Source organism: Clostridium beijerinckii, assembly GCF_036699995.1.
GTDB lineage: Bacteria > Bacillota > Clostridia > Clostridiales > Clostridiaceae > Clostridium > Clostridium helianthi.
This window is the reverse complement of record NZ_CP144906.1, coordinates 1,879,587-1,906,505: the sequence shown is the minus strand read 5'-3', so window position 1 is coordinate 1,906,505 and position 26,919 is coordinate 1,879,587. Positions and strand designations below refer to the sequence as shown.

General features: G+C 28.7%; 21 protein-coding genes. All 21 read right to left on the bottom strand.

The annotated features are described in order from the left end of the window. Positions 1–119: 119 nt before the first annotated feature. The 21 genes from galU to dxs all read right to left on the bottom strand — a co-directional run bounded on the left by galU (position 120) and on the right by dxs (position 26,907). Positions 120–1,010 carry a UTP--glucose-1-phosphate uridylyltransferase GalU gene (gene galU, locus PZA12_RS08935; protein ID WP_078115238.1) on the bottom strand — a complete coding sequence of 297 codons (891 nt, stop codon included), beginning with the start codon at positions 1,008–1,010 and terminating at the stop codon, positions 120–122. After that, entirely contained in the window at positions 1,007–2,758 is a 1,752-nt protein-coding gene (locus tag PZA12_RS08930) for a glycosyltransferase family 39 protein (protein WP_078115237.1), read from the bottom strand. The genes galU and PZA12_RS08930 overlap by 4 nt, the downstream gene beginning before the upstream one ends. Positions 2,759–3,135: 377 nt before the next feature. After that, positions 3,136–5,355 (bottom strand): glycosyltransferase family 39 protein, encoded by a 2,220-nt coding sequence (locus tag PZA12_RS08925; protein WP_078115236.1) that lies wholly within the window; start codon positions 5,353–5,355, stop codon positions 3,136–3,138. A gap of 13 nt (positions 5,356–5,368) precedes the next feature. Further along, positions 5,369–6,355: a glycosyltransferase family 2 protein gene (locus PZA12_RS08920; protein ID WP_078115235.1), complete on the bottom strand. Its 987-nt coding sequence runs from the start codon at positions 6,353–6,355 to the stop codon at positions 5,369–5,371. A gap of 304 nt (positions 6,356–6,659) precedes the next feature. Further along, positions 6,660–8,378 (bottom strand): methyl-accepting chemotaxis protein, encoded by a 1,719-nt coding sequence (locus PZA12_RS08915; protein ID WP_103698942.1) that lies wholly within the window; start codon positions 8,376–8,378, stop codon positions 6,660–6,662. A gap of 425 nt (positions 8,379–8,803) precedes the next feature. Continuing rightward, positions 8,804–9,970: an iron-containing alcohol dehydrogenase gene (locus PZA12_RS08910; protein ID WP_078115233.1), complete on the bottom strand. Its 1,167-nt coding sequence runs from the start codon at positions 9,968–9,970 to the stop codon at positions 8,804–8,806. Positions 9,971–10,444: 474 nt separating this feature from the next. After that, positions 10,445–11,389, bottom strand: a complete 945-nt coding sequence (locus tag PZA12_RS08905) for a metallophosphoesterase (RefSeq protein ID WP_241395600.1) — start codon at positions 11,387–11,389, stop codon at positions 10,445–10,447. A 390-nt stretch (positions 11,390–11,779) separates the two neighbouring features. Continuing rightward, complete coding sequence (locus tag PZA12_RS08900; RefSeq protein WP_077842606.1) at positions 11,780–12,391, bottom strand: histidine phosphatase family protein; 612 nt, start codon at positions 12,389–12,391, stop codon at positions 11,780–11,782. A gap of 25 nt (positions 12,392–12,416) precedes the next feature. Next, on the bottom strand, positions 12,417–13,427 hold the full coding sequence (locus PZA12_RS08895) for a type II toxin-antitoxin system antitoxin SocA domain-containing protein (protein WP_078115231.1): 1,011 nt from the start codon (positions 13,425–13,427) through the stop codon (positions 12,417–12,419). Positions 13,428–13,465: 38 nt separating this feature from the next. Then, positions 13,466–13,867, bottom strand: a complete 402-nt coding sequence (locus PZA12_RS08890) for a hypothetical protein (RefSeq protein WP_078115230.1) — start codon at positions 13,865–13,867, stop codon at positions 13,466–13,468. 183 nt (positions 13,868–14,050) lie between these two features. Next, a complete protein-coding gene (locus tag PZA12_RS08885) occupies positions 14,051–14,659 on the bottom strand; it encodes a thioester domain-containing protein (protein ID WP_241394389.1) in 609 nt (202 codons plus the stop codon). A 210-nt stretch (positions 14,660–14,869) separates the two neighbouring features. Continuing rightward, complete coding sequence (gene uraA / locus PZA12_RS08880) at positions 14,870–16,162, bottom strand: uracil permease (RefSeq protein ID WP_171772990.1); 1,293 nt, start codon at positions 16,160–16,162, stop codon at positions 14,870–14,872. Positions 16,163–16,514: 352 nt separating this feature from the next. Then, positions 16,515–16,742, bottom strand: coding sequence for a hypothetical protein (locus PZA12_RS08875; protein ID WP_077837561.1), 228 nt, complete (start codon positions 16,740–16,742; stop codon positions 16,515–16,517). A gap of 314 nt (positions 16,743–17,056) precedes the next feature. Then, on the bottom strand, positions 17,057–17,464 hold the full coding sequence (locus PZA12_RS08870; protein WP_077837560.1) for a bacteriohemerythrin: 408 nt from the start codon (positions 17,462–17,464) through the stop codon (positions 17,057–17,059). An 880-nt stretch (positions 17,465–18,344) separates the two neighbouring features. Beyond that, the gene (gene spo0A / locus PZA12_RS08865) at positions 18,345–19,166 is read right to left on the bottom strand and encodes a sporulation transcription factor Spo0A (protein ID WP_011969036.1); all 822 of its coding nucleotides are present in this window, start codon (positions 19,164–19,166) and stop codon (positions 18,345–18,347) included. A gap of 615 nt (positions 19,167–19,781) precedes the next feature. Further along, entirely contained in the window at positions 19,782–20,972 is a 1,191-nt protein-coding gene (gene spoIVB, locus PZA12_RS08860; RefSeq protein ID WP_078115229.1) for a SpoIVB peptidase, read from the bottom strand. A 228-nt stretch (positions 20,973–21,200) separates the two neighbouring features. Then, entirely contained in the window at positions 21,201–22,889 is a 1,689-nt protein-coding gene (gene recN, locus PZA12_RS08855; protein ID WP_103698941.1) for a DNA repair protein RecN, read from the bottom strand. Between the two features lie 19 nt (positions 22,890–22,908). Further along, positions 22,909–23,361, bottom strand: a complete 453-nt coding sequence (locus tag PZA12_RS08850; RefSeq protein ID WP_026886488.1) for an arginine repressor — start codon at positions 23,359–23,361, stop codon at positions 22,909–22,911. Next, positions 23,358–24,212, bottom strand: a complete 855-nt coding sequence (locus tag PZA12_RS08845; RefSeq protein ID WP_078115227.1) for an NAD(+)/NADH kinase — start codon at positions 24,210–24,212, stop codon at positions 23,358–23,360. The genes PZA12_RS08850 and PZA12_RS08845 overlap by 4 nt, the downstream gene beginning before the upstream one ends. A 16-nt stretch (positions 24,213–24,228) precedes the next feature. After that, complete coding sequence (locus PZA12_RS08840) at positions 24,229–25,038, bottom strand: TlyA family RNA methyltransferase (RefSeq protein WP_077837551.1); 810 nt, start codon at positions 25,036–25,038, stop codon at positions 24,229–24,231. 12 nt (positions 25,039–25,050) lie between these two features. Further along, a complete protein-coding gene (gene dxs / locus PZA12_RS08835; RefSeq protein ID WP_078115226.1) occupies positions 25,051–26,907 on the bottom strand; it encodes a 1-deoxy-D-xylulose-5-phosphate synthase in 1,857 nt (618 codons plus the stop codon). Positions 26,908–26,919 lie beyond the last annotated feature (12 nt).

Here is a 26,919-nt window from a genome sequence, read left to right as displayed (position 1 = left end):
TACTCATACTATAAATTTGTTTTTCCTAACTATTGATATATTAATTTATTTATAAAATGTTTTTATACAAACAGGGAAAATTATATAAAGTTTGCATCACCTAGACAATGTATTATATTTTAATGAATCAAATCTAGATTAACACTTCTATCTCTTAAATCTGACAAGTACGTTATAAAATCATCCTTTAAATCATCACGCTTTAAAGTAAATTCTATATTAGCTTGAAGGTATCCTAGCTTATCACCAACATCATACCTTTTTCCTTCAAAGCAATAAGCATATACTGCTTCTTGTCTTGTTAATTCTTTTAGCGCATCTGTCAATTGAATTTCTCCTGATTTTCCTGGTTTAGTACTTTCAAGTATGTCAAATATATCTGGAGTTATTATATATCTACCCAAAATAGCTATGTTAGATGGTGCCTCTTCAATTTTAGGCTTTTCCACCATATCACTAACCTTATAAAGTCCATCTTCAATTTCTATACCTTTTATTATTCCATATTTCGGTATATTGCATTCAGCAATTTCTTGAACGCCTAATACTGAAGTCTTATACTTATCGTAGCAATTTATTAATTGTTTTAGACATGGGATTTCATTATCAACAATATCATCACCAAGCATTACTGCAAAAGGTTCATTTCCCACAAAATTTTTGGCATGACTTATTGCATCTCCAAGTCCTTTAGGTTCTTTTTGGCGTGTATAGTAAATATCCACCATATTGGATATACTTTGTACCATCTTAAGCAACTCGTCTTTTTTACTATTCTCAAGCTCATCTTCAAGCTCTACAGATTTATCAAAATGATCTTCTATAGCCCGTTTATTTCTCCCTGTTATTATAAGTATTTCTTCAATCCCAGATTCAACTGCTTCTTCTACGATATATTGGATAGTAGGTTTATCTACTATAGGTAACATTTCTTTTGGCTGGGCTTTAGTTGCTGGCAAAAACCTAGTTCCAAGGCCAGCTGCAGGTATTACAGCTTTTCTTACGTTCATAACAATTCACTCTCCTTATTATCAATCTTTAAAGAAAATTTTTTAACAGTGTTATCTATAATAACTTTTACTAAATATAAAACTAATATTACATTAAATAATGAAGTAACTTTCAATAAAACCTCAAAAACTGATGTGTTTGTTTTGAAGAAAACCGTGGAGATGTTGATATAGCTAGTAATACTAAATCCAATAGCCATTATAAAAAATCTCCTGTCTTTTGAATATATAAATGCTAAAATTGATAATGCTACCGCTGGAAATAAATATCTTTCGTGCATTCCAACCGAAAACGTAAATACTCCTGCAATTTGAAGTAAGGATATTGCCGAAATATACTTTCTGTCATTCCCTTTTATATATAAAATCCATCCAATTAAAGTTGTTAGAATTATAAACATAATTCCAATTGTATGATAGCTAAATATAAAAAGTGTAGTATTATCATTTTTATAATTTGCTCCTACTAAACCAAAAAAATTAAACGCATTTACAGAAGCATATGGATATTCTGATATTGTCTTTAAGTAAAGATTAAAAATCCAAATTGGACTTTGTTCGTTTACTGAAAAAGGAATTATAATTACAATTATAGTTGATACCGCTGAAACTGCAGCATATATAAAATTTCTAATTTTTCTTTGTCTAACTAATTCAAAGAAAAGTACTGGAAGAAATATAATTCCCTGTGGTTTCATAAGTACAGATAATGCAAACATTACTGATGAAAATGCATATTTTTTTTCATATAACAGATATATCGAAATAACAATAAGTAATGTAAATAAAGAATCAACTTGTCCCCAAAATGTAGAATCTATAAAAATTGCTGGATTAAAGATATAAAATGTAGCTAAAAAAATACTAGTTACTGTATTTAAAAACCTTTTCCCAATTCTATATATAAAATAAGCTGTCGCAACATCTGCTATTATAGATGGAATTTTAAGTAATAATATATAATACGAATTAAATACTTGTATATTTGCAATTTTTCCTATGCACCCTAATATGTATATATATACAGGTGGATAATCGGCTTGTCTAGCATTAGCATAAAATTGTGAAAAACCGTTTGCCGCAGTTTCTGCCCAACTTTTAAATAAATTAATATCATTATGTCCATTTACAAGTGTAGAAGCTGCGATTCTAAGAAAAATTCCTGTAAATATTAATATAATTATTATGAATTTTTCATCTTTATAATTAAATTTTATATTTTTTCGTTTAATTAAACAGTAAGCGCTACATGATCCAATTAAAAATAATAATGAATATATAGTGATACTTAAAAGATATCTATCATCCACTCCCCCTCTTTGAATATTGCCATTTGCCTCCCCTTGCTTAGCATTTTTATTGTTTCCTCTTTGTTTACTATTAGATCCAAATTGAGTATCACGACCTCCATTTATCCCTACACTTCCATATTGCTGTGATTTATCATTCATTCCTTTCTCAATAGAATCAGCATTTTGTGGAACTATTCCATTTGGACCATATTGACTATTATCACTTTTAATCTTATTATTTTCTAAATTAGATCCGCTATTGTTTAATGAAGGTATATTATCTGGTAAATTTTCGCCATCTCTTATATTTAATATTTTTTTTAATCCACCACTTTGTTCCATAATATTAATACTTTTATAGTTTCTTACCGCATAAATACTAGAAAACATTGATACTAATAATATAAAAATCAAACCTATTCTAAATATATATTTCTTAAAGTTTACTTCATTCATCACTATTGTTTCCTTTCACAATATATAAATATATGTTGCGATTAAGTTTCTACATTCTAGCCTTAATCGATTATTTGGCTTGTGAGAATTTTAAATATATATATTACAAAAATAATTCTTCATCATAATTCTAAAAATATTTCAAGAATTTTAGCTGTAATTGTAAATTATGAAATGTGCATTGTGAATTGCAACATATATATTGATCATTTTCTTTAAAATTTTAAGAATTTATTCTACTAAAAAAAGGGCTTGTTCTTGCAAATATTAAACTATAAGAATTAGTTCTAAAACTACTAAATAGTTAAACTCTTTAGTCTTTATGTAGCTAAATCTTAATAACTTGCACTAATACATGCCCTTTTATTGTAAAAAACTTATTTTAAAATATTTGCTTCATCCTTTAAATCATATAATTGTTCCGAATTATTTCCTCCTGGTGCTCCCATATTCTGCCTTACTGAATTTATATTCTGATTATCATCTTTTGACTTATTTTTTATATCGTTACTGTCTTTAATATTTGGTTCATTGCCTGATACCACATCCTTATATTGACTTTCCGGAACTAATGTTCCATTTTCAGCAACCCATTTTAGAATTTCACTACTTTCGCCTCTGCCCATGCCACCAGTGAGTACATATCTTACTTCTCCATTCTTAACCATCTCTTTAAATTCATCTAAAGAAAGAATCTTATCAGATCCTGAAAATCCACCAAGTGCCATTACTGGTTCACCAGTTTGGATTATTATACTATCAGCGCTTTGTGATGATGGTACAACAAGTGAATATTTTTCAGTTGTTATATTACTTTTTAAGAAATCAAGTAACTTCGAATTTTTACCATTGTCACTTCTTTCCTTGCCAAAACTTGCTCCACCTCTTTCGCCGTTTGAAAGAAGTTCCAATCCAGCAGTAGGAATAGTACTATTTACACTATGAGTAATTGCTGCACTTGATCCAATAAATGGTACAGTTAAAATACTAACCATAGAAATTCCTAGCAATATCTTTTTCAAATGCATGTCCTTATTATCACTTAAATTAGTATTATTTTTTCTTCTAATAAAGCTCAATAAATTTAATATTGCTAATATTGATGAAGTTAAAAAACATAATAACAAGGCTATTAAAATTATTTTTCTTATACTATCTGATAGATTATTTGAAAAATAAGATAACATCATCATATTAACAAAACCTTCTATAATTAATGATATCGGTAATAACCATGACGTCCATTTTTTTTCATTATAAAGTTTCCACATTGTTACTATTCCGATTCCAGCTAATGCTGCAGCCGGAGGTGCCATCATTGTTAAATAATATGGATGGAATAAACCTGTTGTGTAACTGAAATATATGAATTCAGGTACCAACCATAAAATCCATAATGCTAGTGATATTTTTCTTTTATTATCTAACTTTAATCTTAGTTTTTCTTTTATAGCACCAGCTACAAAACCTAACAACGCAAGTGGTAAAAACCATACTATTTGATCAGATAAACTATTTTTAGAAAATAATCTTGCTATTCCTGCTTTTGTCTGTCCTCCAAAGGTGCCTTGAAGTCCACCTTGTCCTCCTGGACCTCCATCTGGAATTCCTTCATTAGGTGCTTTCTGCAGACTTCCGCCACCTTGTCCATCTCTGTTTTCTGCTCCACTTACCATTCTATTAGTGCTTCCATTATAATTTTCTTTATTCATTTGTTGATTCTGATCATTACTTACTTCAGTATTATTTTGAATTTGTCTATCATCTTTTTTATTGTTGCTAGCATTAAATCCTTTATTTGATTTACTGCCAATTCCAAGTCTTTCTAATCCGTTGTGACCAACTATAAGTTCCATAACACTATTATCTGTACTACTACCAATATAAGGTCTATTTTGTGCTGGGACTAAATCTACAATAAAAGCCCAAGATAATGATACTGACAGAAGAATAAATGTGCCTATAAAAATATGAACTATTCTCTTTTTTAATCTTATAGATGAAGAAAGAAGATATGTTATATAAATTGCTGGTCCAATCATATATGCTTCCAGCATTTTTATATTAAAACCAATTCCAACAAGTGTTAAACTTAGATAAAGATATTTAGCCTTTCCTTTTTCAGCAGCTAGTGTAAGAGCCAAACAGGCAAAGAGCAGTGTTAAAACAAGCAAGTTATCTATTGTATTGTTTCTACTTGCTGCTACAAAAACTGGAGTTACTGAAAGACATACTCCTGAAATAAGTCCAGCAACACTTCCAAAAGATTTTTTCACTATAAAATATATGAGATAAACTGAAATTACTCCAGCTAATGCTTGTGGTAATAATATACTCCATCCGTTAAATCCAAGTATCTTAGCAAATAAAGCCTGTATCCAGAATCCCATTGGCGGTTTATCAATTGTAACAAAACTCCCTGGATCGAAGGATACAAAGAAGAAATTTTTAAGATTCAAAGTCATACTCTTTACTCCAGCAGCATAATAACTATTGCCATATCCTTCAATCCCTATATTAGCAAAATTCAATACTGCAGATAATATTAAAATTAAAGATATACTTATATTCTCTTTAGTTAATTTTAGTTTCTTCAAATTTGTTCCCCCTCTATAAAGTCTTTTTCTCTAGATTAATAATATTATATTTTTTACTTGATCTATTATAATTTGTTGTACTAGAAATTATATAAATTGGCCTACCTTTACTTTCATCAAATATTCTTCCAATATACTGACCCATTATCCCAATACAACCTAAAACTACTCCAAACATCATCATGTTAATTCCTATAATCATAGTAAAATTCAGTACGCTGCTTTTATTAAGTATAGCTTTCATAATATCAACAAACATTAAAATCATTCCAACCAGCAAAGCTAGAACCCCAAAATGACCTGCAATAATAAGTGGTTTATATGATAATGCTGTTATACCATCACATGCCAACTTAAACATCTTTTTTAAAGGATATTTAGTTTCTCCTGCAAATCTTTCCTGTCTTATAAATTCAACATAGGTTTGCTTATAGCCAACCCAACTCACGAGTCCTCTTACATATCTATTCCTTTCAGGCAAAGCTATTAGTGTATTACACACCTTCCTATCTATAAGTCTGAAATCTCCTGCATCTACTGGAACGTCAACTGTTGTCATACTTCTTAATAATCTATAATAAACTCTTGCCGTAAATTTTTTAAAAAAGGTTTCCCCTTCTCTCTTTAATCTCTTTCCATAGACAACTTCATAGCCTTCTTTCCATTTTTCAATCATTTTAAGCATTACTTCTGGTGGATCTTGGAGATCAGCATCTATTACAATAATTGCATCTCCTAATGCTAGATCCATACCTGCAGTTATAGCAGCTTGGTGACCAAAATTTCTTGAAAAATTAATGAGTTTTATATTCTCATCTCTGCTACATATTTCTTCTGCTATTTCTCTTGTTCTATCTTTACTTCCATCATTCACAAATACAATTTCATAACTTTCATTTGTAGAATCCATAACCTCTTTGAGTCTTTTATAACTTTGATTTATAACAAGTTCCTCATTATATAAAGGTACTATAACAGAATAAACTATTTTATCATTCATATTTATCACCTCAAATATCTTTCATAAATTAAATGTTGAGTTATAAACTCTTTTAAATCTATATTTACATTCTAGAAAATAATTGTCACAGTTTTGTTACATTCCAATCACAAATTATATACATTTTAAATAAACATTATCATTAGAGATTTACATATAAACTTATACCAATATACTTAGGCGAGGAAGATTTCTCATTAAATGAAAAATAATTCACAAAAAAAAGATAGCACCTCATCTTGAAAATGCTATCTTTTTTCTTTAAATACTATAATTTTAAATAGATCTATTTATATATAATTTCTTATATCTTAAATTTGTTCACCACTTCATTTAACTTTTCTGCTAGCAGAGCCTGCTGTTGCGCAGCTTTCGCTAGCTGCTCTATCTCAATTGTTGTTTCGCTTACACTATCTTTTATTGTTTCAGCGTTTTCAGATGATTTCTGTGCAATTTCAGCTGTATTTTGTACTGCATTAGTTATTTCATGAATTGTTGCTGTAAGTTCCTCTGACATGGAAGCTATTTCCTCTGACATATTTGCTACAAATTCTGCATCATCATAATATTGATTCCCCATATTCTTCATATCCTCAAATTTAGAATTTACATCTTCTTTTATAAAATCTAATACTTCTATGTTACTATCAGAAAGATTTCTAAACGCAGCTTGTACTTTTACTATTGTATCTTTTATAACGGTAACGGCCCGAGATGCCTCTTCCGCTAACTTCCTAACTTCTTCTGCTACTACTGCAAAACCTTTTCCATGATCTCCTGCTCTTGCTGCTTCAATTGCAGCATTAAGAGCAAGTAAGTTTGTTTGCTCTGATATATCAGCTATAGTATCTGCCATCGCTTTTATATCTTCTACAACCTTCCCAGATTCAATTGCTTTAACCCCTTTTTCTCTCTTTTCTTCATATAATCTTCTTGCTTCCTCTAATGACACTTTACCTTGACCTTGCACTTCTGTAGCTCTTTCTTTGGATTTACTTGCATTATTGCTTCCTTCCATTGCTTTACCTGATAGTAAATTAATATTAGAATCCACTTCCTGAATAGATGCACTTATTTCTTCTGATGATGCACTTGTTTCTTGTATATCATTTGATATATTTCTAATTGATGCGTCTATGCTCCCTACAGTTGTTGTTAATTCCTCTACAGTAGCAGAAAGTTCCTGGCTAGAAGCATTCATATCTTGTGATCTTTCCATTATCTCCTTTACTAAAATGCTAATATCATTTTTCATTAAAAATATTGAATTAGCTAGATCTCCCATTTCATCTTTTCGCTTTAAAAGAAGTTCAGGAACCGATACTGTAAAATCTCTCTTAGCTAAAACTCTAATGCACTCTACTGATAATTTCAATGGGTTAGCAATTGTTTTAGATATAATAACTGATAAAGTAGTTGCTATCACTACTGCCAAAAAACCTAACATCATAAAAATCTTTCTAGAATAACTAAAACTATTGTTATTTTGAATATTTATTTCTTGTGCTTTATCAGTACTATATATCGCCAAAGCCTTTAAGTTTTTTTGAAATTCATCTACTTTCCCAGTTATTGATTTATACCTTTCTAAAGCCTCTTCTTGCTTCCCATCCATAGCTAATTTTATAATTTCATCTCTTGCTGCTCTATATTCTTTAAGATCGTTCTCAACTAATGGTATAATTTCTAATTCATATTGGTCAAGCTCAGTTTCTTTATACGCCTGCCAGTTGTTATCGTATGCCTTTACTCTATCTTTAATATCATTTAATTTCTTATTTTGTTCTTCAGTATCTTTTATATTCAAAATAATATTATATGTATCTGCTTCTATTGCTCTTGATTGGTTTCTATTATCATTTAACCACTGTACCGGAAGCAATCTATCTTTATACATGGATGTTACATTGTAATTTGATTGCAAATTATAATAATATCCAACTCCCCCCATAAAGATAATCAATAAAATCATTATCCACGAAAATAAGAAAATCTTCTGTTTAACTTTTAAATTATTAATCATATTTTATCCCCCTTTAAGCATTGAAAACTTAATTTAATCGTTTAATCTTTTAATTATTTAATATTTACTCCTACCCAAATATAATAATAGACCAATTAAAACTGTAAAGTTTGAACCGGCCTTTTGTAACTTTAGTATAAACTACTAAAACATTTAGTAAAAATAGCTAACCACATTCTTCTATATTATTGTATAAAATTACATCATATGACCTTTATTGATCTCGTAGTAATTGTTATTTTCTTAATATTAAAGTAATTTTATCATTTAAACAAAAAAATAACAATAAATATTATTATTTCCCTATAATTTTTTTCATAATAAAAAAGCCCTCAATAGAGAGCTTTTTATATGAAAGTAAAAAACATTAATTTATACAATTATATTACTTCATTCTTATGTTCTTACATATATACATCTAAGTATTATAGTTCAACCTTTGTTCCATAATATGTGCATTCAAATAATTTTTCCATTGTAGCATCATCTATTTCTCTAGGATTTGATCCTGTGCACGCATCTAACACTGCATTATGGGCAATGAATGAAAGATTTGCTTTAAAATCGTCCTCTGTAACCCCATATTCTTTCATTGAATGAGGAATACTCAAGTCATCATTCATTTTATTAATCATTCCAATTAATGAATCAGTTAATTCTGCATCTGTATTTCCTTCTAATTTTAATGCTCTGGCAATATCAGCATATCTATCTTCACATTTTATTCTATTATATTGAATTACATATGGTAAGAATATAGCATTCGCACATCCATGAGGAATATGGAATACAGCACCAACCTTGTGAGCCATTGAATGAACTATTCCAAGTAATGCATTAGAAAATGCCATTCCTGCTAAACATTGAGCTTCATGCATTAAGTTTCTAGCTTCCTTGTCTCCTTCAAAAGACTTGATTAAATTTTCTTGTACCATTTGCAATGCTTTAATTGCTAAAGGATCAGAAAAATTTGATCTAAGCGATGCAGTATATGCTTCTATAGCATGAGTTAGTGCATCCATTCCAGTATGAGCTGTTAATGTTTTTGGCATAGTTTGAGCTAATACTGGATCAACTATTGCTATATCTGGAGTTATGTTAAAATCAGCTAAAGGATACTTAATCTTTTCTGTGTAATTTGTTATAACTGAAAATGCTGTAACTTCTGTAGCTGTACCACTTGTTGATGGAATAGCTACAAATTTAGCTTTTTGTCTAAGCTCTGGTAAACCAAATGGAACAACCGCTTGTTCAAAAGTAAATTCTGGGTATTCATAAAATATCCACATAGCTTTTGCAGCATCTATTGGTGATCCTCCACCCATAGCAATTATCCAATCAGGCTCGAAGTTTCTCATTGCTTCGGCACCCTTCATTACTGTTTCTACTGATGGATCTGGTTCTACTCCTTCAAATAGTTCTACTTCCATTCCTGCTTCTGTTAAATAATCTTCAACTTGTTTAAGAAAACCAAATCTTTTCATTGATCCTCCACCAACAACTACAAAAGCTTTTTTGCCTTTTAAAGTTTTAAGTACTTCAAGCGCCCCTTCTCCATGATATAAGTCCCTAGGTAAAGTAAAACGTGCCATAAATTTATACCTCCTAAAATTCATCTGTCATATTTATTTGCCTTTAACCACATTAATTATGTAAAGCAATATTTATGCCAAATGTTATTATTTTATCAATTTATTATATAAGCTTATGTAATATTCTGGTATAATTCATCGCATAATTTTTATTTCATACTAATACAAATAAGGATATATTTGCCTATAAATACAAGGTTCTAATTAATAAATCTACATGAATTTTTTAAGACATATTAATATACTAATTTCTCCATTTATTAAAATTTTATAATCTAATTATTAACAATGTTGCTTTTCTAAGGCAAATTTATTGTAATAAAAAAATACACTTTATAAATAAATTGTCCGCTTTTATTACATTGTATCTTTTTAGGACATATATTTAATTGCATTTTTTTCACTTAGATTTTGTTCATTTTTTATTTATCCATAATTTATCTATTTATCACTATAAGAAATAAAAATTATCTCTTATTGAAATGTTACATTTATATTTACTATCTCACATTTACTCCCAATTCTTATAGGCGGCCCCCAAGTTCTTGTGCCGCATGAAACTATTATTTGAAATTTTTCCATTTTTAGATATCCATAATCAATTTTAAATACTCTTTTCGTTATTAAATTAAAAGGAAAAAACTGCCCTTTATGTGTGTGACCAGATAATTGTAAATCAATCCCTTCACTCATAGGTTCGTTTAGGTTATTGGGCTGATGATCAAGCACTATTATAGGTAATTCTCTACTAATTTCATTTACAGTTTCTGATAGATTTTTTCTTCTTACCCCATTTATTCTTTCGTAAGAGATATCTTCACGTCCTATAACACAAAAGCTATCATCAATTTTTACATAACTGTCTCGTAATATATTTACCCCTACTTTTTTTAAATTGTTTATTCTATTTGATGAATCACCTTTATGATCATAGTCATGATTCCCCAAACATGCATAAATCCCATATGTACTTTTTATTTTTTGAAAATTACATTGCATCTTAGAAAAATCATAATTTATCATATCTCTATTAGAATCAATTATATCTCCTGCAATTAAAACAATATCTGGTTGTATAGAATTAATTTTATCAATTAGTTTATCTATTCTTTTATCCATTAAATTACCAAGATGGATATCTGATAAAAGTGCTATTTGCAATTTACTTATCTTTCCTGCCTTTTTAGGTAAGTCTATATTATATGGTGTAATTATTACGTTTTTAGCATTTACCGCTCCGTATAGAATTATAATTATTACAGTAAAAAGAACTATCAAAGCAATATAAAATAAAGCATTTGCGTTAAGTTTAATATCGCTAGGTATAAGCTGTAAAGTATTGCCTAAAATAAAAAAGCACTCAATTATGCCAATAAATATTGCAAAGTATACTATAGCAGCAAGCCAATACGATGCCATCAAGTAAACTCCATCCTGGAGAAATTTAGGTAGATGGCGATTCCATATAACTCCAACTAAGCTTATTATAAATATAATAAAAAAGAAGCTAAAGTATATTTCACTATTAAAAAAAGGGATCATACTACATAAATTTTTCCAAAACCATATGCTAATGTAATAATTTATTCCAGAATATAAAATCAATATAATACTTATCATTATGTATATCATTCTTTTTTACTCCTTATGAAACATCGTAAAATATATTTACGATAATTTTATAAACTTCATTGGTAAAATAAATCTTATCTATTTATTTAGAGTAATTATTTTATGTTTAACATTTAATATATTTTGAGACCTTTTACAGAATTACATTTTTTAATTAATTCATATAACTTCCGTAATTTAATCTAAGTGAGTTGTATCATTTAAACTAACTAACATTGGCATTAAATCATCATTGAAAGTTATTTTATTAATACAAGTATTGCCAAGTGCTACTTTATGATACATTGTCATATCCCAGTCAAATATTCCTATAAGTCCAGCTTTTATTATTCCTCCATGAGCAACAATTACTATCTTCTCACCTTTATGTTTAGATACTATTTCTTGAATACACTTCTTAGCTCTACTTACCGCATTTCGGATACTAGAATCTCCACCGCAAATATAACTTTCTTTTTTATCAGTTCTCCAAGCTTTAAAAACATCAGGATACTTTTCACTAATTTGCTTAACAGTCAATCCTTCCCATTCTCCAAAATTAATTTCTCTTATCTCAGGTTCTATTATAACTTCTTTATTCGTAATTGATGCTAATATATTTGCTGTTTTAAAAGCTCTACTTAACGGACTAGCATATATCCAATCAAATTCTCCATTAAGTCTATTTTTTAATATTTGCGCTTGTTTTACTCCTTCCTCTGATAACTCTATATCTGTACACCCTTGAAATTTCCCTAAAGCATTCCATTCTGTTTCGCCATGTCTAATAAGTAATAATGTAGTTTTCATAAATTACCTCTTTCCTAAATTTATATTAAATAGATATCTTATCGAATAAATCTCTACTATAATTTTGTATATCTAATAAACTACTAATATTATATTTTTCCTTAATACTATCAAAATACTCTTGAATCAAGCTTTTTTCAATCACAGTATTAAATTTACCATATTTGATACTCTTTCCATTAATAGAATTAGTTCTTGTTAATATCCAAGGAGCTTCGCTTTTAGTCATCTCCTTTAATATTTTTCCACTATAACAGCCATAAAATTTTATTATACTTTCTACAATATTCCGTTCAAAATTCTCTAACCTTAATTTGTCATTAGCAAGTATATCTTTATTAACTTTTTCATATCCAAATTGTTCATACCTTTCATATAGGCTTCGATAAAACGGACCATCCTTCCAAGCTTCGCAATCTTCTTCAAACATGAAATTACCAGTAAAGACATAATGAAATGCTTGTACGTAATATAGAAGTTTTTGGATTGATAAAGCTGTGAAATCTTCACATCTTATCAACAAGTATTTTATTACTGCATCGATTTTTTCTTCTGTCTGATCTTGAGCTAAAATATATCTAATAGCTTGTCTACTTTTATTGTAATCTACTGGATTTATTCTTTCCTTATTATTTTGCAATATAATAGAATAATAGCTAGCATTCTCATATACTTTTCTTAATAAATCACTATTGGAGACTCCAATCATATCCCCATCTAAATATCGTTCTATAGTCTTACTATTCCATCCTAATATTAGTGAAAGTGCTTCTGAATTAATTGAATACTTTATTTTAACTTTTTGTATTTCATCTGTACTAATAATATTATAATTCCTTCTATATTCTTTATATAAGTTCATCAAATTATACTCACATATGTCTGACACAAAAATCTCATTACCACAAACGTTACAAACAGCTTCTTTAGCCTTGTAGCTTACCTCTTCTTCTTTTAGTATAGATGTTCTTCTTACTTTATATACTTGATATTCCCTTTCACTAAAACAATATTCACAAAATGCTGATTTTTTCATGAGTTTATCCCTCCTTTTAGAAATGAAGATAATTCTTTTTATCTAAAAAGATATGTAATAGGCTTGTTTCTTTTATGTAGAGACACTAGTACTCTACTACTACTTACTTCATTGCATATTACATTAAACTTTAAATAAATATCTACTATTTCTCTCTTATCCTCAACATTATACAATTCTTTTTGTAAACAAAATACGTAAAGATCATTTTGCTCAACTCCATTTTTTACGTTTTGAAGGCCATAACAAAAATCTTTGTAGTCTATATCGCATAGTATACTTATTCTCTTCTTTTCATTTATATTATATTCTTCTATAAATTGAATATTTTCCGCCTTATTTTCTTCTAAAGATACGGTATACCTGTCTTCACGAACACACTCTTTAATGATTTCAACTAAATTCCTAATTTGTTCCTTACTATAATCCTTTAGCAGCAATCTTCTTCACCACCTTACCACTTCTAATAATCTAACAAAAGGTTATCATTTTAGATGATTGGTGTCAATAATAGCCAAGATTTCCTTCTAATTAACCATTAATGCTGTTACAAGGTAAATTTTTTAGACTAATCATAAAACATTCATTATGTAACAGCATTAACATGTAATGTATAATTTTATTTATCCTTCTTGTGGTGCATATTCTGTTTGAATCGATTCTGCTTTTTCTTCCGATACTAAATCATCAGTATATACAACTATAATTTCTTGTATAGATTCATCACTTGTTTTATATACTTTACTTCTTATTTTACTTGAATATTTCCCATTTACTCCGTCATTATATATGCTCTTTATTGCATCTACTATTTTAGAGTTATTTCCTTTTATTTTATTGACATCGTATCCTTCCATTGAACTCCATATTGCTATCTGAGTAGCGAAATATGCTTCATTCTCATTATCTAGATTTAATTCAGCCACAGATCTATTTGGATATCCAGCAGCAATAACATTACGAATTGATTCACTTAGATTACTATTTGACGAAAAATTTTGTCCAGACGGATATTTTTCGTTTATCTCTAAGCAATATGCAATATTATTGCTTCCAGCAACTCTTATTCTTCTCGCTGTAAGATCATAGCCATCGTACTCAACTGTATATAATGGCTCCTTATCAGTAGTTATTTTCACAGTATTAGCATCAGCTCCAATGAAAGCAAAACTCATAATTACGTTAAAAATAATAAAATAACTTAATACCTTTATGTATTTTTTTAATTTCATTTGTATTCCTCCTATACATTTATCTTCATACATAGTTTCTCTTTTAATACTCTTATATATTCATAAATTAACTATAAAAATATAAATAGTTAAATATATCTACTTTCTTTAATTTTATACTCCTTTTCTTTAAAATAAAAAAATGCTATTAGTATTTATTAATACTAACAGCATTCTTATAATTAATTTACTTATTTATAAACTTTTGTCTTATTCTGCTTCGTTCATTATACCTAATTTATCAAATATCATAAAGCTTATGCTTAACACCATAGCAACTACTGTTGCTAGTCCCATTCCTTTAAGTTCAATAGTTCCTAAAGTTAATTTTATTCCACTCAATCCTACTATGAATATTACTGAAGTTAATATTAAATTTCTTGATTTAGAAAAATCAACTTTTTCTTCAATAAAAGTTCTTAATCCTGAAGTTGCAATAGTTCCAAATAATAAGAAACTTATTCCTCCAATAACAGGTGTTGGAATTGTGCTAATAAGTGCTGACATTTTCCCAGAAAACCCTAGCAAAATTGATACTAAACCGGCCCCACATATTACATATACACTATACACTTTAGTTAGAGCTAAAACTCCTATATTTTCACCATAAGTTGTTGTTGGTACAGAACCAAACATTCCCGAAATGATAGTTGATAGCCCGTCTCCAAGTAAAGATCTATGAAGTCCAGGATCTTTTGATAAGTCTCTTCCAACAATGCTGCTAGTAACTTTTAAATGACCAACATGTTCTGCAATTACTACAAATGTTGCAGGTAGTATAGTTAAAATTGCATTTAAACTGAAATGTGCAACCTTTATATTAGGTAAAACAAAATAATTTGCATTATTTATAGTACTAAAATCTACTAATCCCATAAAGAATGCTGTAATGTATCCAACTACCACTCCTATTAATATAGGTATAACTTTCAAGAATCCTTTTAATAAGATATTACATAAAATCACTGTAGCTAAAGTAACCATAGAAACAATTACCCATGTTATGTTTAAAGTTGGAGAATTACTTAATCCAACCGGAAAACCTGCTTGATCTGCTGCATTACTAGCCAATTCTAAACCTATAATTGTTATTATTGATCCCATGGCAGCTGGTGGAAATAATTTATTTATCCATCCCATACCTGTGTAGCCAACAATAATCGCTATTATTGAAAATGATATACCTACAAATACAAAACCGCCTTGTATAGTCTGAAAATCATATCCTTGACTATATAAAAGTAATACTGGTGATATAAAGGCAAAACTTGATCCTAAATAAGCTGGAATACTTTTTTTAGTAATAAAGGCATAAAGTAATGTACCAATACCATTAAAAAATAGCACTGTTGTCGGATCAATTTTAAAAATAAGTGGTACTAAGACTGAAGCTCCAAACATTGCAAACAAATGTTGGATACTTAATGGAATTGCTCTCTTTAAAGAAACTTTCTCTTTTACATCTATAAAATTTTTTTCACTTTTTAATGATTTATTATTCATCATATGTTCCCCCTTCTTAGCTTCTCTGAACTAAATTAAAAGTATGCTTTTACAAAAATATCATATATTCATGAGTTTTGTCAACAATTCTATACAATTTTTTTAAATATTATTGCTGAAATTTTAATATTAGTTTTTTTATAGTTGTCATAATATTGCCACAATATATATTTATAATATTACTTGAAACAAGATAAAACATTATTTTACTCCTATAAAAAATACTATGACCCATATAAGAATAGTTCATTTCACCCTAGTGAACTATTCTTTTTGTTGCGTGAAATATTTTTTACGCTACACTAATTATACTTTAATAACATTATACATATTTTAATTATTTAGATTAGTTTCATATTCCTTCCCATAATACGCCTTTATCAAGCTTACATTGTGTTATAAATTCTATTGCTGCCACACTATGTTCAAGATCACCGTATAATTTTTGTTTCTCTAGGCCTGATATATTATTATTACTTATTAGTAACATCTTATAGTTTTCTACTATCATTGTTATAGCGCTTTTTAATGCTTCTTTTTGTTGATCCTTTGTTAGCTTTTCGTCTTTTACTTCTCTCATACCCTCACCCCTTTTCTATAACTAAAAATATTCTATAAGATTATATAAAATCCCTTTTTCCAATCTACAGTATTTATGTTATTTTGTATAAGATTTTTATTAATAAAATTGTGTTATTGCTATTTCCCAATATAAAACAATTTTCATTATTTTTTTACCTCAAAAAAATATCATAAACCAATTTTAGGATAGCTTATATTTCCAAATAAGCTATCCTTTTCATTGATTTTTCTTAATAATTTGCCAAATTAAAACGATTAAGATTTTTTATCTTTTAATATAATTATATTCCATCATATCTTTAGTAAACAGTACTATTTAGAACTTTCTATTAAGAATCCTCCTAGATCCCGATCCAATTCTCTAATATGCTTTCTCCACCAACTGGACATCTTTTGTTGTACATTTATAACGAATAATGCTGAGACACCAGCTTTTTCAAAAACTTTTCTTAATTCTCTAAGCTCCTCTTTGAATTCTTCATGTTGCTTATGTTGAATATCGTATTTAGGATAATTACTCTTTCTTTGCATCTCTTCTTCATCATTAAAATGCTTAATAACGTACTCTTCTAGAAAGCTTAAAGTCTCTATAACCTCATCTTTTCCTTTTCCCTCTCTCATCGCAATTACTAACTTATTAATTCTATCAAACAATTCTTTGTGTTGATGATCTATTTTATCAATACCTACTGACCACTTCTTATCCCAATTAAATTCCATAAAAAACCACCCTTCATTAATGCACAAATTATTCTCAAGTTGATTCTCTTTTTTATAATACCTCCATAATATAATTTTAGTTAAATTGACTCGATATACTTATAAATATCAAATCTCTTTCACCTAACCATATATTTCTACATTCTTATACAAATACCTTCTTTATATCGTCTTTATTTTAACTTTTATTTCCACATTTTTCAGCACTAAAAGCATCATTTTCTCTTTTTTATACACGATGAATTGTAAACTTATAACATTGTGTAGGTTTTTATGTCGTTAATAATTTACTATTGTAATATATTTTTTAATAAAAATATACTTATTCTCTTTTTCTTACCACTTGTATACCATATAATTGTACTTTCATATGCTATAATCCACTTTTGAAATCCCATTACTTTATTGTTAGTTAATTTATTTTTTTACATAAAAAAAGACCAAAGAATATTTATATCTCCTTAGTCTAAAATATCATATCTATTTATATACTATTATTCCAGTTATATAACCCAATATTCCCGAAATAGTTATCGCTAATATTTTTAATACTGGAATATTAATTTTTATTTCCATACACTTTAATCCTCTGTCTTTCTATATCTTAAATTCTAACACTTTAATTATAACATGTCCGCTTCAAATTTTCTACTTAAAAAGGATGGTTAATTTAGGTTGCTTTCCTCTATAATTCTTTTGCTTTTGCAACCAAAACAACCTTCTATTAGTTAGATTGCTACACCTAACTAATAGAAGGCATTAGTCATATATAATGTTAGAATATTAATTTTCACAAAAACTATTAGTCGCTATTAAAATATAGATAGAAACCATTTTTTTGCAATATTCAACTTAGCTTTTCAACTTAATTAAATGCTTACTAAGACACTTTATTTTTAAGTCTTAATTTATCAGCTATTATAGCTATAAATTCACTATTTGTTGGCTTGCCTTTATCATTATGCACTGTATATCCAAATAACCTGTTAATAGCCTCAATTTGACCTCTTCCCCACGCTACTTCTATTGCATGTCTTATTGCTCTTTCAACTCTTGAAGCTGTTGTATTGTACTTCTTAGCTATTGAAGGATATAACTCTTTAGTTACTGCTGATAATAATTCCATATCGTTAACAACCATTGTTATAGCTTCTCTTAAATACATGTAACCTTTAATATGAGCTGGCACTCCAACTTCATGTATTATATTAGTTATTTCTGTTTCTAAATCAATAGGTGCCTTTGTTTTATTTTCACTTGGAGTAGATATCATTGATGATGCATACGAATTTCTCATGTTTGTTTCTTGAACTGCAGCAGAGCTATTAAACATTTCTCTGATTCTTTTTGTGAATACTTCCATGTCAAAAGGTTTTACAGTATAATAATCCGCACCAAGAGTTATTGCCTGTTGAGTAATCTTATCTTGACCTACTGCTGATAATATTATTATTCTTGGAACCTTTTCCAATTGCATTGTATTTAATTTTTCTAAAACACCTAATCCATCTAAATGTGGCATTATTATATCAAGAATAACTAAATCAGGCTTTCTTTCTACTATTAACTCCAAAGCCTCTCTACCATCTTTTGCAATTCCTGTGACAACTATATCTTTTTGATTAAGTAGATAATCATTTAATATACTGCAAAATTCTTTGTTATCATCAGCAATTAGTACAGATATTTTTGAATCTTCCATATTTTTTCTCTCCTTTTGTCCATTCTTTTATTATGTTTGTATTTTAATATATTATTTAACCCCTATAACCATATCTTATTAAATAGTTCCATTATTGTACAATATAACACAATATATTACTTCTACAAATTATTGTAAGATCCTTTGACATTAATAGGGTATGTACGTCTACATTTACACTAGTAATTTTTCTATTAATATATTCACTTTTACATAAATATCTCTTAAGTCCGATTAATATTACTTTATCATCTTCCACTATTTGTAAATTATACACTTTTTTTCTCAGAAAGTAAATAGGTTCTGACAAAATACTTTTAAAGTATTTTTTTAAGTAAAAATGTAACTATATATTTCCTAAATTCTCAATTATTAAGTGAATACATATTTATTATATAATTATATTCCTTTTTCTACAATCTATATCGAAATTATATATTAATAATTATTTTAAAATTATGTAATTTTATATGATATAGCGCCATAAATCAATACTATATTTTCCTTTGTTAATTTTATATTCCATAAATTCAAATAATTTTATATCAAACTCAAAACGAAAGCAAATGATGATAGGTAGCGATTTTTAAATACGCTACCTATCATCATTTGTTTTTATTTTATTATTCCTGCCTCTTGAAGCATCCATTCTATATAAATACCATAGCCAGTATCAGGTTTATTTATTAGTACGTGAGTGACCGCTCCAACTATTTTATCATTTTGAATTATAGGACTTCCACTCATTCCTTGAACAATTCCACCTGTTTTTTGTAACAACCTTGGATCAGTAATTTTTATTACCATGCTTTTTGACCCTGGAATAGATTGATTTAAAGTCTTTTCAATCTCAATGTCGAATTCTTGTGGACCACTCTCATCTACTGTTGTAATTATTTTAGCTTTTCCTACAGATATTTCATCTCTAAACCCAACTTTAAGAGGTTTAATTTTATTATTTAATGCTTGAGCATTTTTGATTTCACCAAAAATTCCACTTTGAGTATTTTTTTCAATATTTCCAGTTGGTGTCTCTTCATTTAAAAAAATTCCTTTCAATTCACCTGGAGATCCTTTTTCTCCTTTTCTAACACTTATTATAGATGACTCTAATAAGTCTCCTTTCTTTACTAAAAATGGTTCATTTGTGTCTGCATCTGTTATCGGATGTCCTAATGCTCCGAACTTTTTAGTACTTGGATCAAAGAAAGTCATTGTTCCCACTCCTGCAGTCGAGTCTCTTATCCATAATCCTATTTTATAATCTTTATTATTTTCTTTTTTTAGATGTATTGTTTTTGTAAGATTCTCACCATTTCTTAAAATATCAACCTTTATACTTTCATTATCACATTCTTTAATTGTTTTTAATAAATCCATGGAATTCTCCATATTTTCACCATTTACTCTTAGTATTACATCACCAATTTCAAGCCCAGCAGCCTTACCAGGACTTTCTTCCTTTTTATTATTGATTTCAATTTCAGAATATCCAACAATAATCACGCCTTCACTATTCACTCTAACTCCGACTGGATTTCCGCCTGGATATATTTCTAAATCTTTAATTTTTTGTACTTCGACAGCTTTCAGAGGAATCATTCCCAAAAATTTTATCTCATACTCATTATCGTTATTACCAATCTTACTTATGGTGTTTCCTATGGGTGCAATTGATTGTACTGTCTTTTCATCTCTTGTATAAATCTTACTTGGTAATTTCCTTATGCTCATTGTGGTAAATAAAATTAGAATAAGGATTGGAGTCATAATTAAACTAGTAGCACATAAAATTTTTTTCTTCATATTTCTCTCCTCCTTTACTTACTAATTTTAATTTTCCCACTGCACTCAAGTCTTATCCTATAAGAACTTTGTTATTGTAGTCAAAAAATTTAGCTTATACTAAATTTTAAAAGTATATAACTTTATTTCTTTTACTTTATATATAAATTTCCAAAATTATAAAAATAAAAAAATAAAACCATGCAATTACATGGTTTTATTTTTACCAATTTTATTTTCTATATGTATTTATTTTTTAATTTCTAGCTTTTTTAGTTCACTTAATTTTATCATTTCCTTAACATTATTTAATGTAGCTTCTGTTACATCGTCTCCTGCCAACATTTTACTTATCTCAAGTTCCTTTTCTTCTTTTTCTAAAATCTTTATCCTTGTAAATGTTTTGTTATCTTTAACTTTTTTCATAACAAAATAATGATGATCAGATAATACAGCAATTTGCGGTAAATGAGTTATGCATAAAACTTGATGTGTATCTGATAGTTGATACATCTTTTCTCCAACTCTTTGTGCAACTGCTCCACTTATTCCTGTATCTATTTCATCAAAAATTAATGTTGGTATTTCATCCTTCTCAGCAAAAACACATTTTAAAGCCAGCATTATTCTTGACAGTTCTCCACCTGATAATACTTTTTCAAGTGGCATAAGCGGTTCTCCTGGGTTTGTAGATATTAAAAAACTAACCTCATCAAATCCCTTCTCATTAAACTCTTCTTGACGAACTATACTTATTTCCATTCTTGATTTTTCAAGACCAACAAACGTAAGTTCTCTTAATATTTTTTCTTCTAAGAATTTACTTTTTCTTACTCTTAGTTCATGAAGAATTAAAGCTTCCTTTTCCATTTTAGATAGAATTTCTTTCTCTTTTTCCTTAAGACTTTCTATTATTTGCTCAGAATTTAATATTTCATTATATTCTTTTTTTATTTTTTCATAATAATCTAATATCTCCGGAATTGTTGGCGCATATTTCTTCTTGTAAGTATTTATTTCATAAATTCTAGAATTTACTTTCTCCAACGCATCTTGATCAAAAACAATCTCTTCTGCCATATCACGAATTTCGCGACTAGCTTCTTCTAAAGTATAAAATGCTTCTTCAATTAATTGTTTATTCTTCTTAATCTTTTCAAAATGATTTTCTACATTAGATAGTTCATGCATTATCTTTGATATGGAATCAATCACATTTAACTCTTCGTTTCCACTAAGTATTCCATATGATATAGATAAACTATTATTAATTTTTTCAGCATTTGCTAAAATATTATATTCTTCTTTTAACGTTTCTTCTTCATCCTTTTTTAATTTGGCTTTCTCAATGTCTTCAATTTGAAATTTAAGATAGTCTAATAATTTTTCCCTATCTTGATTGCCACAAATTCTATTAATTTCTTCTCTTATTTTTATTAAATCTGCCCTTAAATCACTAAATCTACCTATTGGATTTATCATCTCATCGCCTATAAATCCATCTAAATATGATATATGAGTATTTCTTTGTAGAAGTTCTTGATTAGCATGTTGGCCATGAATATCTAAAAGTTTTGCTCTAATTTTTCTAAGTTGTGAAGTAATTAAGCTTTTTCCATTTACCTTTATCAAGTTTTTTCCACTCGCATGGCTTTCTCTCGAAATTATTAACACATCTTCATACTCAATATCTAATTCTTCCAGAACCTCAGAAACTTTTGATTTTTCTAATGAAAATAATGCCTCTACATATGTTCTATCTTCACCAGTTCTTATTAAATTTTTCGAGAACTTTCCACCAAGAACAAAGTCGATTGCATCTATCATTATGGACTTCCCTGCTCCTGTTTCTCCTGAAAGTATATTAAACCCTTCACTAAAATTTATCGTCATGTCTTCTATCAACGCAAAATTTTTGATATTTAATTGAATTAGCATTTCATCCCACCCTTAATATTTATGATGACATTCTTTTTCTTATTTTATCAACCAAATCTTCAGCACTTTCCAAACTTCTAACTAAGATGAAAATAGTATTGTCTCCTGCCACTGTTCCTGCAATATCCGCACTTTCCAAATTATCAATAGCTTCAGCTGTAATCGGTGCTGACCCTGTTATAGTTTTTATTACAACCATTTTATCTACGTTTTCTACTGAAAGTACTGTATTCGCTAAAATATTGCTTAATCTATCAATAATGTTTTTTTGTTCTCCTGTAGACACGACATATTTAGATTTACCATTAGTCGATTGCATTTTTATTAACTTTAAATTCTTTATATCTCTAGATACAGTAGCTTGTGTCACATCAAATCCTTCTTTTTTTAATGCATCTGCCAACTCTTCTTGTGTCTCTATTTCTCTTGAGCCTATGATTTCTAATATTTTAGTATGCCTTTTTGATTTCAAAGTTTCTCACCATCACATTCTTTAGAATTATTCAAAATCTTACTTCTCAAGACTTTAAAATAATCATAATCATCAAATACAAGTAATTTTACACTTTTTTTATTTTTACTTACCTTTACCGAAGTTTCATGATTAATTTTAATAGCCTTTTGACCATCTACAGTCAAATAAATTTTTTCTTCTTCATGGTCTGCATATATCTCTATAATACTGTCTCCTTTTAATACAATAGTTTGCATACTTTTGGTATGAGGGCATATAGGAGTTATTGTTATAAGTTCTAAATCTGGATATATAAATGGTCCTCCTGCTGAAAATGAATATGCTGTAGATCCAGTAGGTGTTGCTATAATAAGTCCATCACCTTTGAATGTGGAATATATTTTTCCATCTACAAAGATCGTAAATTTCACCATTCTTGAAAGAGTTCCTCTAGCCAGTACCACATCATTTAAAGCCTTAAGTTCTTCTTTATTCTCATCTGATTCAACTTTACAATTTAACATCATTCTGTCAACAAATTTATATTTTCCATCTTTCAATTTTTCAAGAGCAATATCAATATCTGATATATCTACACTTGACAAAAATCCTAAATTTCCTATATTAATTCCCAAGATAGGTGCATTAAAACTATCGTTTAAAGATCTAGCTATTCCAAGGAGTGTACCATCTCCACCCAATACAATAAGTAAATCAATATCTCTTAAATTCTGATCCTCTATATCGAATGAATTAAAAACTTCAATGTTTTTTAAGTTAAACTTTTCCTTAAACTTTTTTACAACCATATTTAATATTTTATTATCTGCATCTTTTGATGGATTAATTGCAATCCCAATATTATTCATAGCCCCTCCAAGGAAGTTAAATTTCTATGTGTGAATTTTCAACAACTTCATCTATATCATCTTTTCCAAAATCACTCGTTTTATTTTTATCCTTTGTAAAATACACTAAATATTCTCTATTTCCTTCTGGCCCTTTAATAGGAGAAAAGCTCACACCTAAAACATTTAAGTTTTGCTGTAATAGAAAGTCTATAATATCATGTACTACTTCCTTATGTGTGCTTATCTCTCTTACAACACCTTTTTTTCCTACTTTTTCGCGTCCAGCTTCAAATTGAGGCTTTATAAGCGCAACAACTTCTCCATCATCTTTTAGCAAATTTATTGTTGCAGGCATTATTTTTTTTAGTGATATAAAAGATACATCTATAGATGCAAAGTCTAAAGGTTCTCCTATATCTTCTAGAGTAACATATCTTATATTGGTTCTTTCCATGCAAACTACTCTTTCATCAGTTCTAAGTTTCCATGCAAACTGTCCATAGCCAACATCTACAGAAAACACTTTAGAAGCACCGTTTTGAAGCATGCAATCAGTGAATCCGCCTGTTGATGCACCTATATCCATACACACTTTATTTTCTAATGATATGTTATAAGTTTTCATTGCTTTTTCTAATTTAAGCCCACCTCTGCTAACATACTTAAGCGTTTCTCCGCGATATTCAATATTAGCATTAGAACTTACTTTCTCCCCAGCCTTATCTACTTTTTGACCATCAACATAAACTTTACCTTCCATTATGCAAGCTTTTGCTTTTTCTCTAGAATTAATTATGCCCTTTTCTACTAAAAGTAAATCAAGTCTTTCTTTTTTTTCCGCCATTTGTTTCTCCTTTTAATCATAAAGCTTCATAACAATCTTGCTTATATTCTCGTAATCTAATTTATATGTTTTATACAAGATTTCTACATTTCCCTGAGGAATAAATTCATCATCATATCCAAGTGATCTAATAGTTCCTTTATAATCTATTTCACTTAAATAATCTCTTACAGCTGAACCTAATCCACCTTTTAAAATGTTATCCTCTATTGTTAAAACATTATATCCTTCTTTTTTTATATTTTCTAGTAATTTTTTATCAATTGGCTTAACAAATGTTGCATTAATAACCGTTGGATTTAATCCTTTCTCATATAGGAATTCTTTTGCAAGCATTGCATGTTGAACCATCCTGCCAGTTGCAATAATACAGACCTTAGAACCTCTATTTACTATTTCCCATTGTCCTTCTACCACCTCTTTAATTGGTGAAAGAGTATCAATTATGTTTCCACCCTTTGGATATCTTATTGCAACTGGCGCATTTTTGCTAATTGCCCACTTTAATAAAACATCAACTTCTTCTAGACATTTTGGTACAACTATATGTATATTAGGGATCATAGATAAATAGGATAAATCATTAATACCTTGATGAGTTTCACCGTCTTCTCCAACTATTCCCGCTCTATCTATCGCAAATACTACAGGAAGATTTTGAATACAAACATCATGAATTACTTGATCAAATGCTCTTTGTAGAAATGTTGAATAAACTGCAAAAACAGGTTTTAAACCGTTACTCGCCATCCCAGCTGCAAGAGTAACTGCATGTTCTTCTGCTATTCCCACATCAAAGAATCTGTCTCTAAATTTCTGTGAAAAACATTTAAGTCCTGTACCTTCCGGCATAGCTGCTGTAATTGCAACTATTTTTTCATCTTGTGTCCCAAGATTTACTAGCGCCTTTCCGAATGCCTTTGAATAGCTATTCTTTGGCGATGCATTTGATTCACCGCTTTCTAAATTAAAGGCTCCTACCGCATGGTACTTACTTGGGCTTTCTTCTGCTAGCGCATAACCTTTTCCTTTTTGAGTTAAAATATGTATTATGACTGGTTCGTTTATTTCTTTTGCTTTTATAAACACCTCTGTCATTGCATCGATATCATGCCCATCGATTGGTCCAATATATTTTACCCCCATGTTTTCAAAAAACATAGATGGAACTATTAATTGTTTTATGCTATCTTTAACTTTAGATATTTTTCCTGCTATATTTTTACCTAGATTTGAGTTATCTAGAGATGCATGAATATCAGTCTTTAACTTATTATATACTGGTGCTATTCTAAGTTTATTTAAATATCGCGATAATCCTCCGACATTCGTTGAAATTGACATCTGGTTATCATTTAATATAATGATTAATTTTGTTTTTCTAAATCCAACATCATTTAGAGCCTCGATTGCCATTCCACCTGTTAGAGCACCATCACCTATAACAGAGATAACATTATATTTTTCTTTCTTTAAATCTCTTGCCCTTGCAATTCCAAGCGCTGCTGATATTGAAGTGCTACTATGACCTGTATCAAAATAATCATATTTACTTTCATTTCTCTTAGGAAATCCACTTATTCCATCATATTTCCTAAGCTTTTTAAATCCTTCTTTTCTTCCAGTCAAAATTTTGTAAACATAACTCTGGTGCCCTACATCCCATACTATTTTATCTTTATCAAAGCTAAAAGCTTTAAATAAACTTAATGTTAATTCAACGACTCCTAAATTAGATGCCAAATGGCCACCAGTTTTAGAGACACTATCTATTAAAAATTTTCTAATCTCACTACTTAAAACTTTATAATCTTCTTCATTAAGCTTTTTTAAATCTTCTGGAAAATTCAATTTATCCAGTAAGTTCATAACAATCATTCC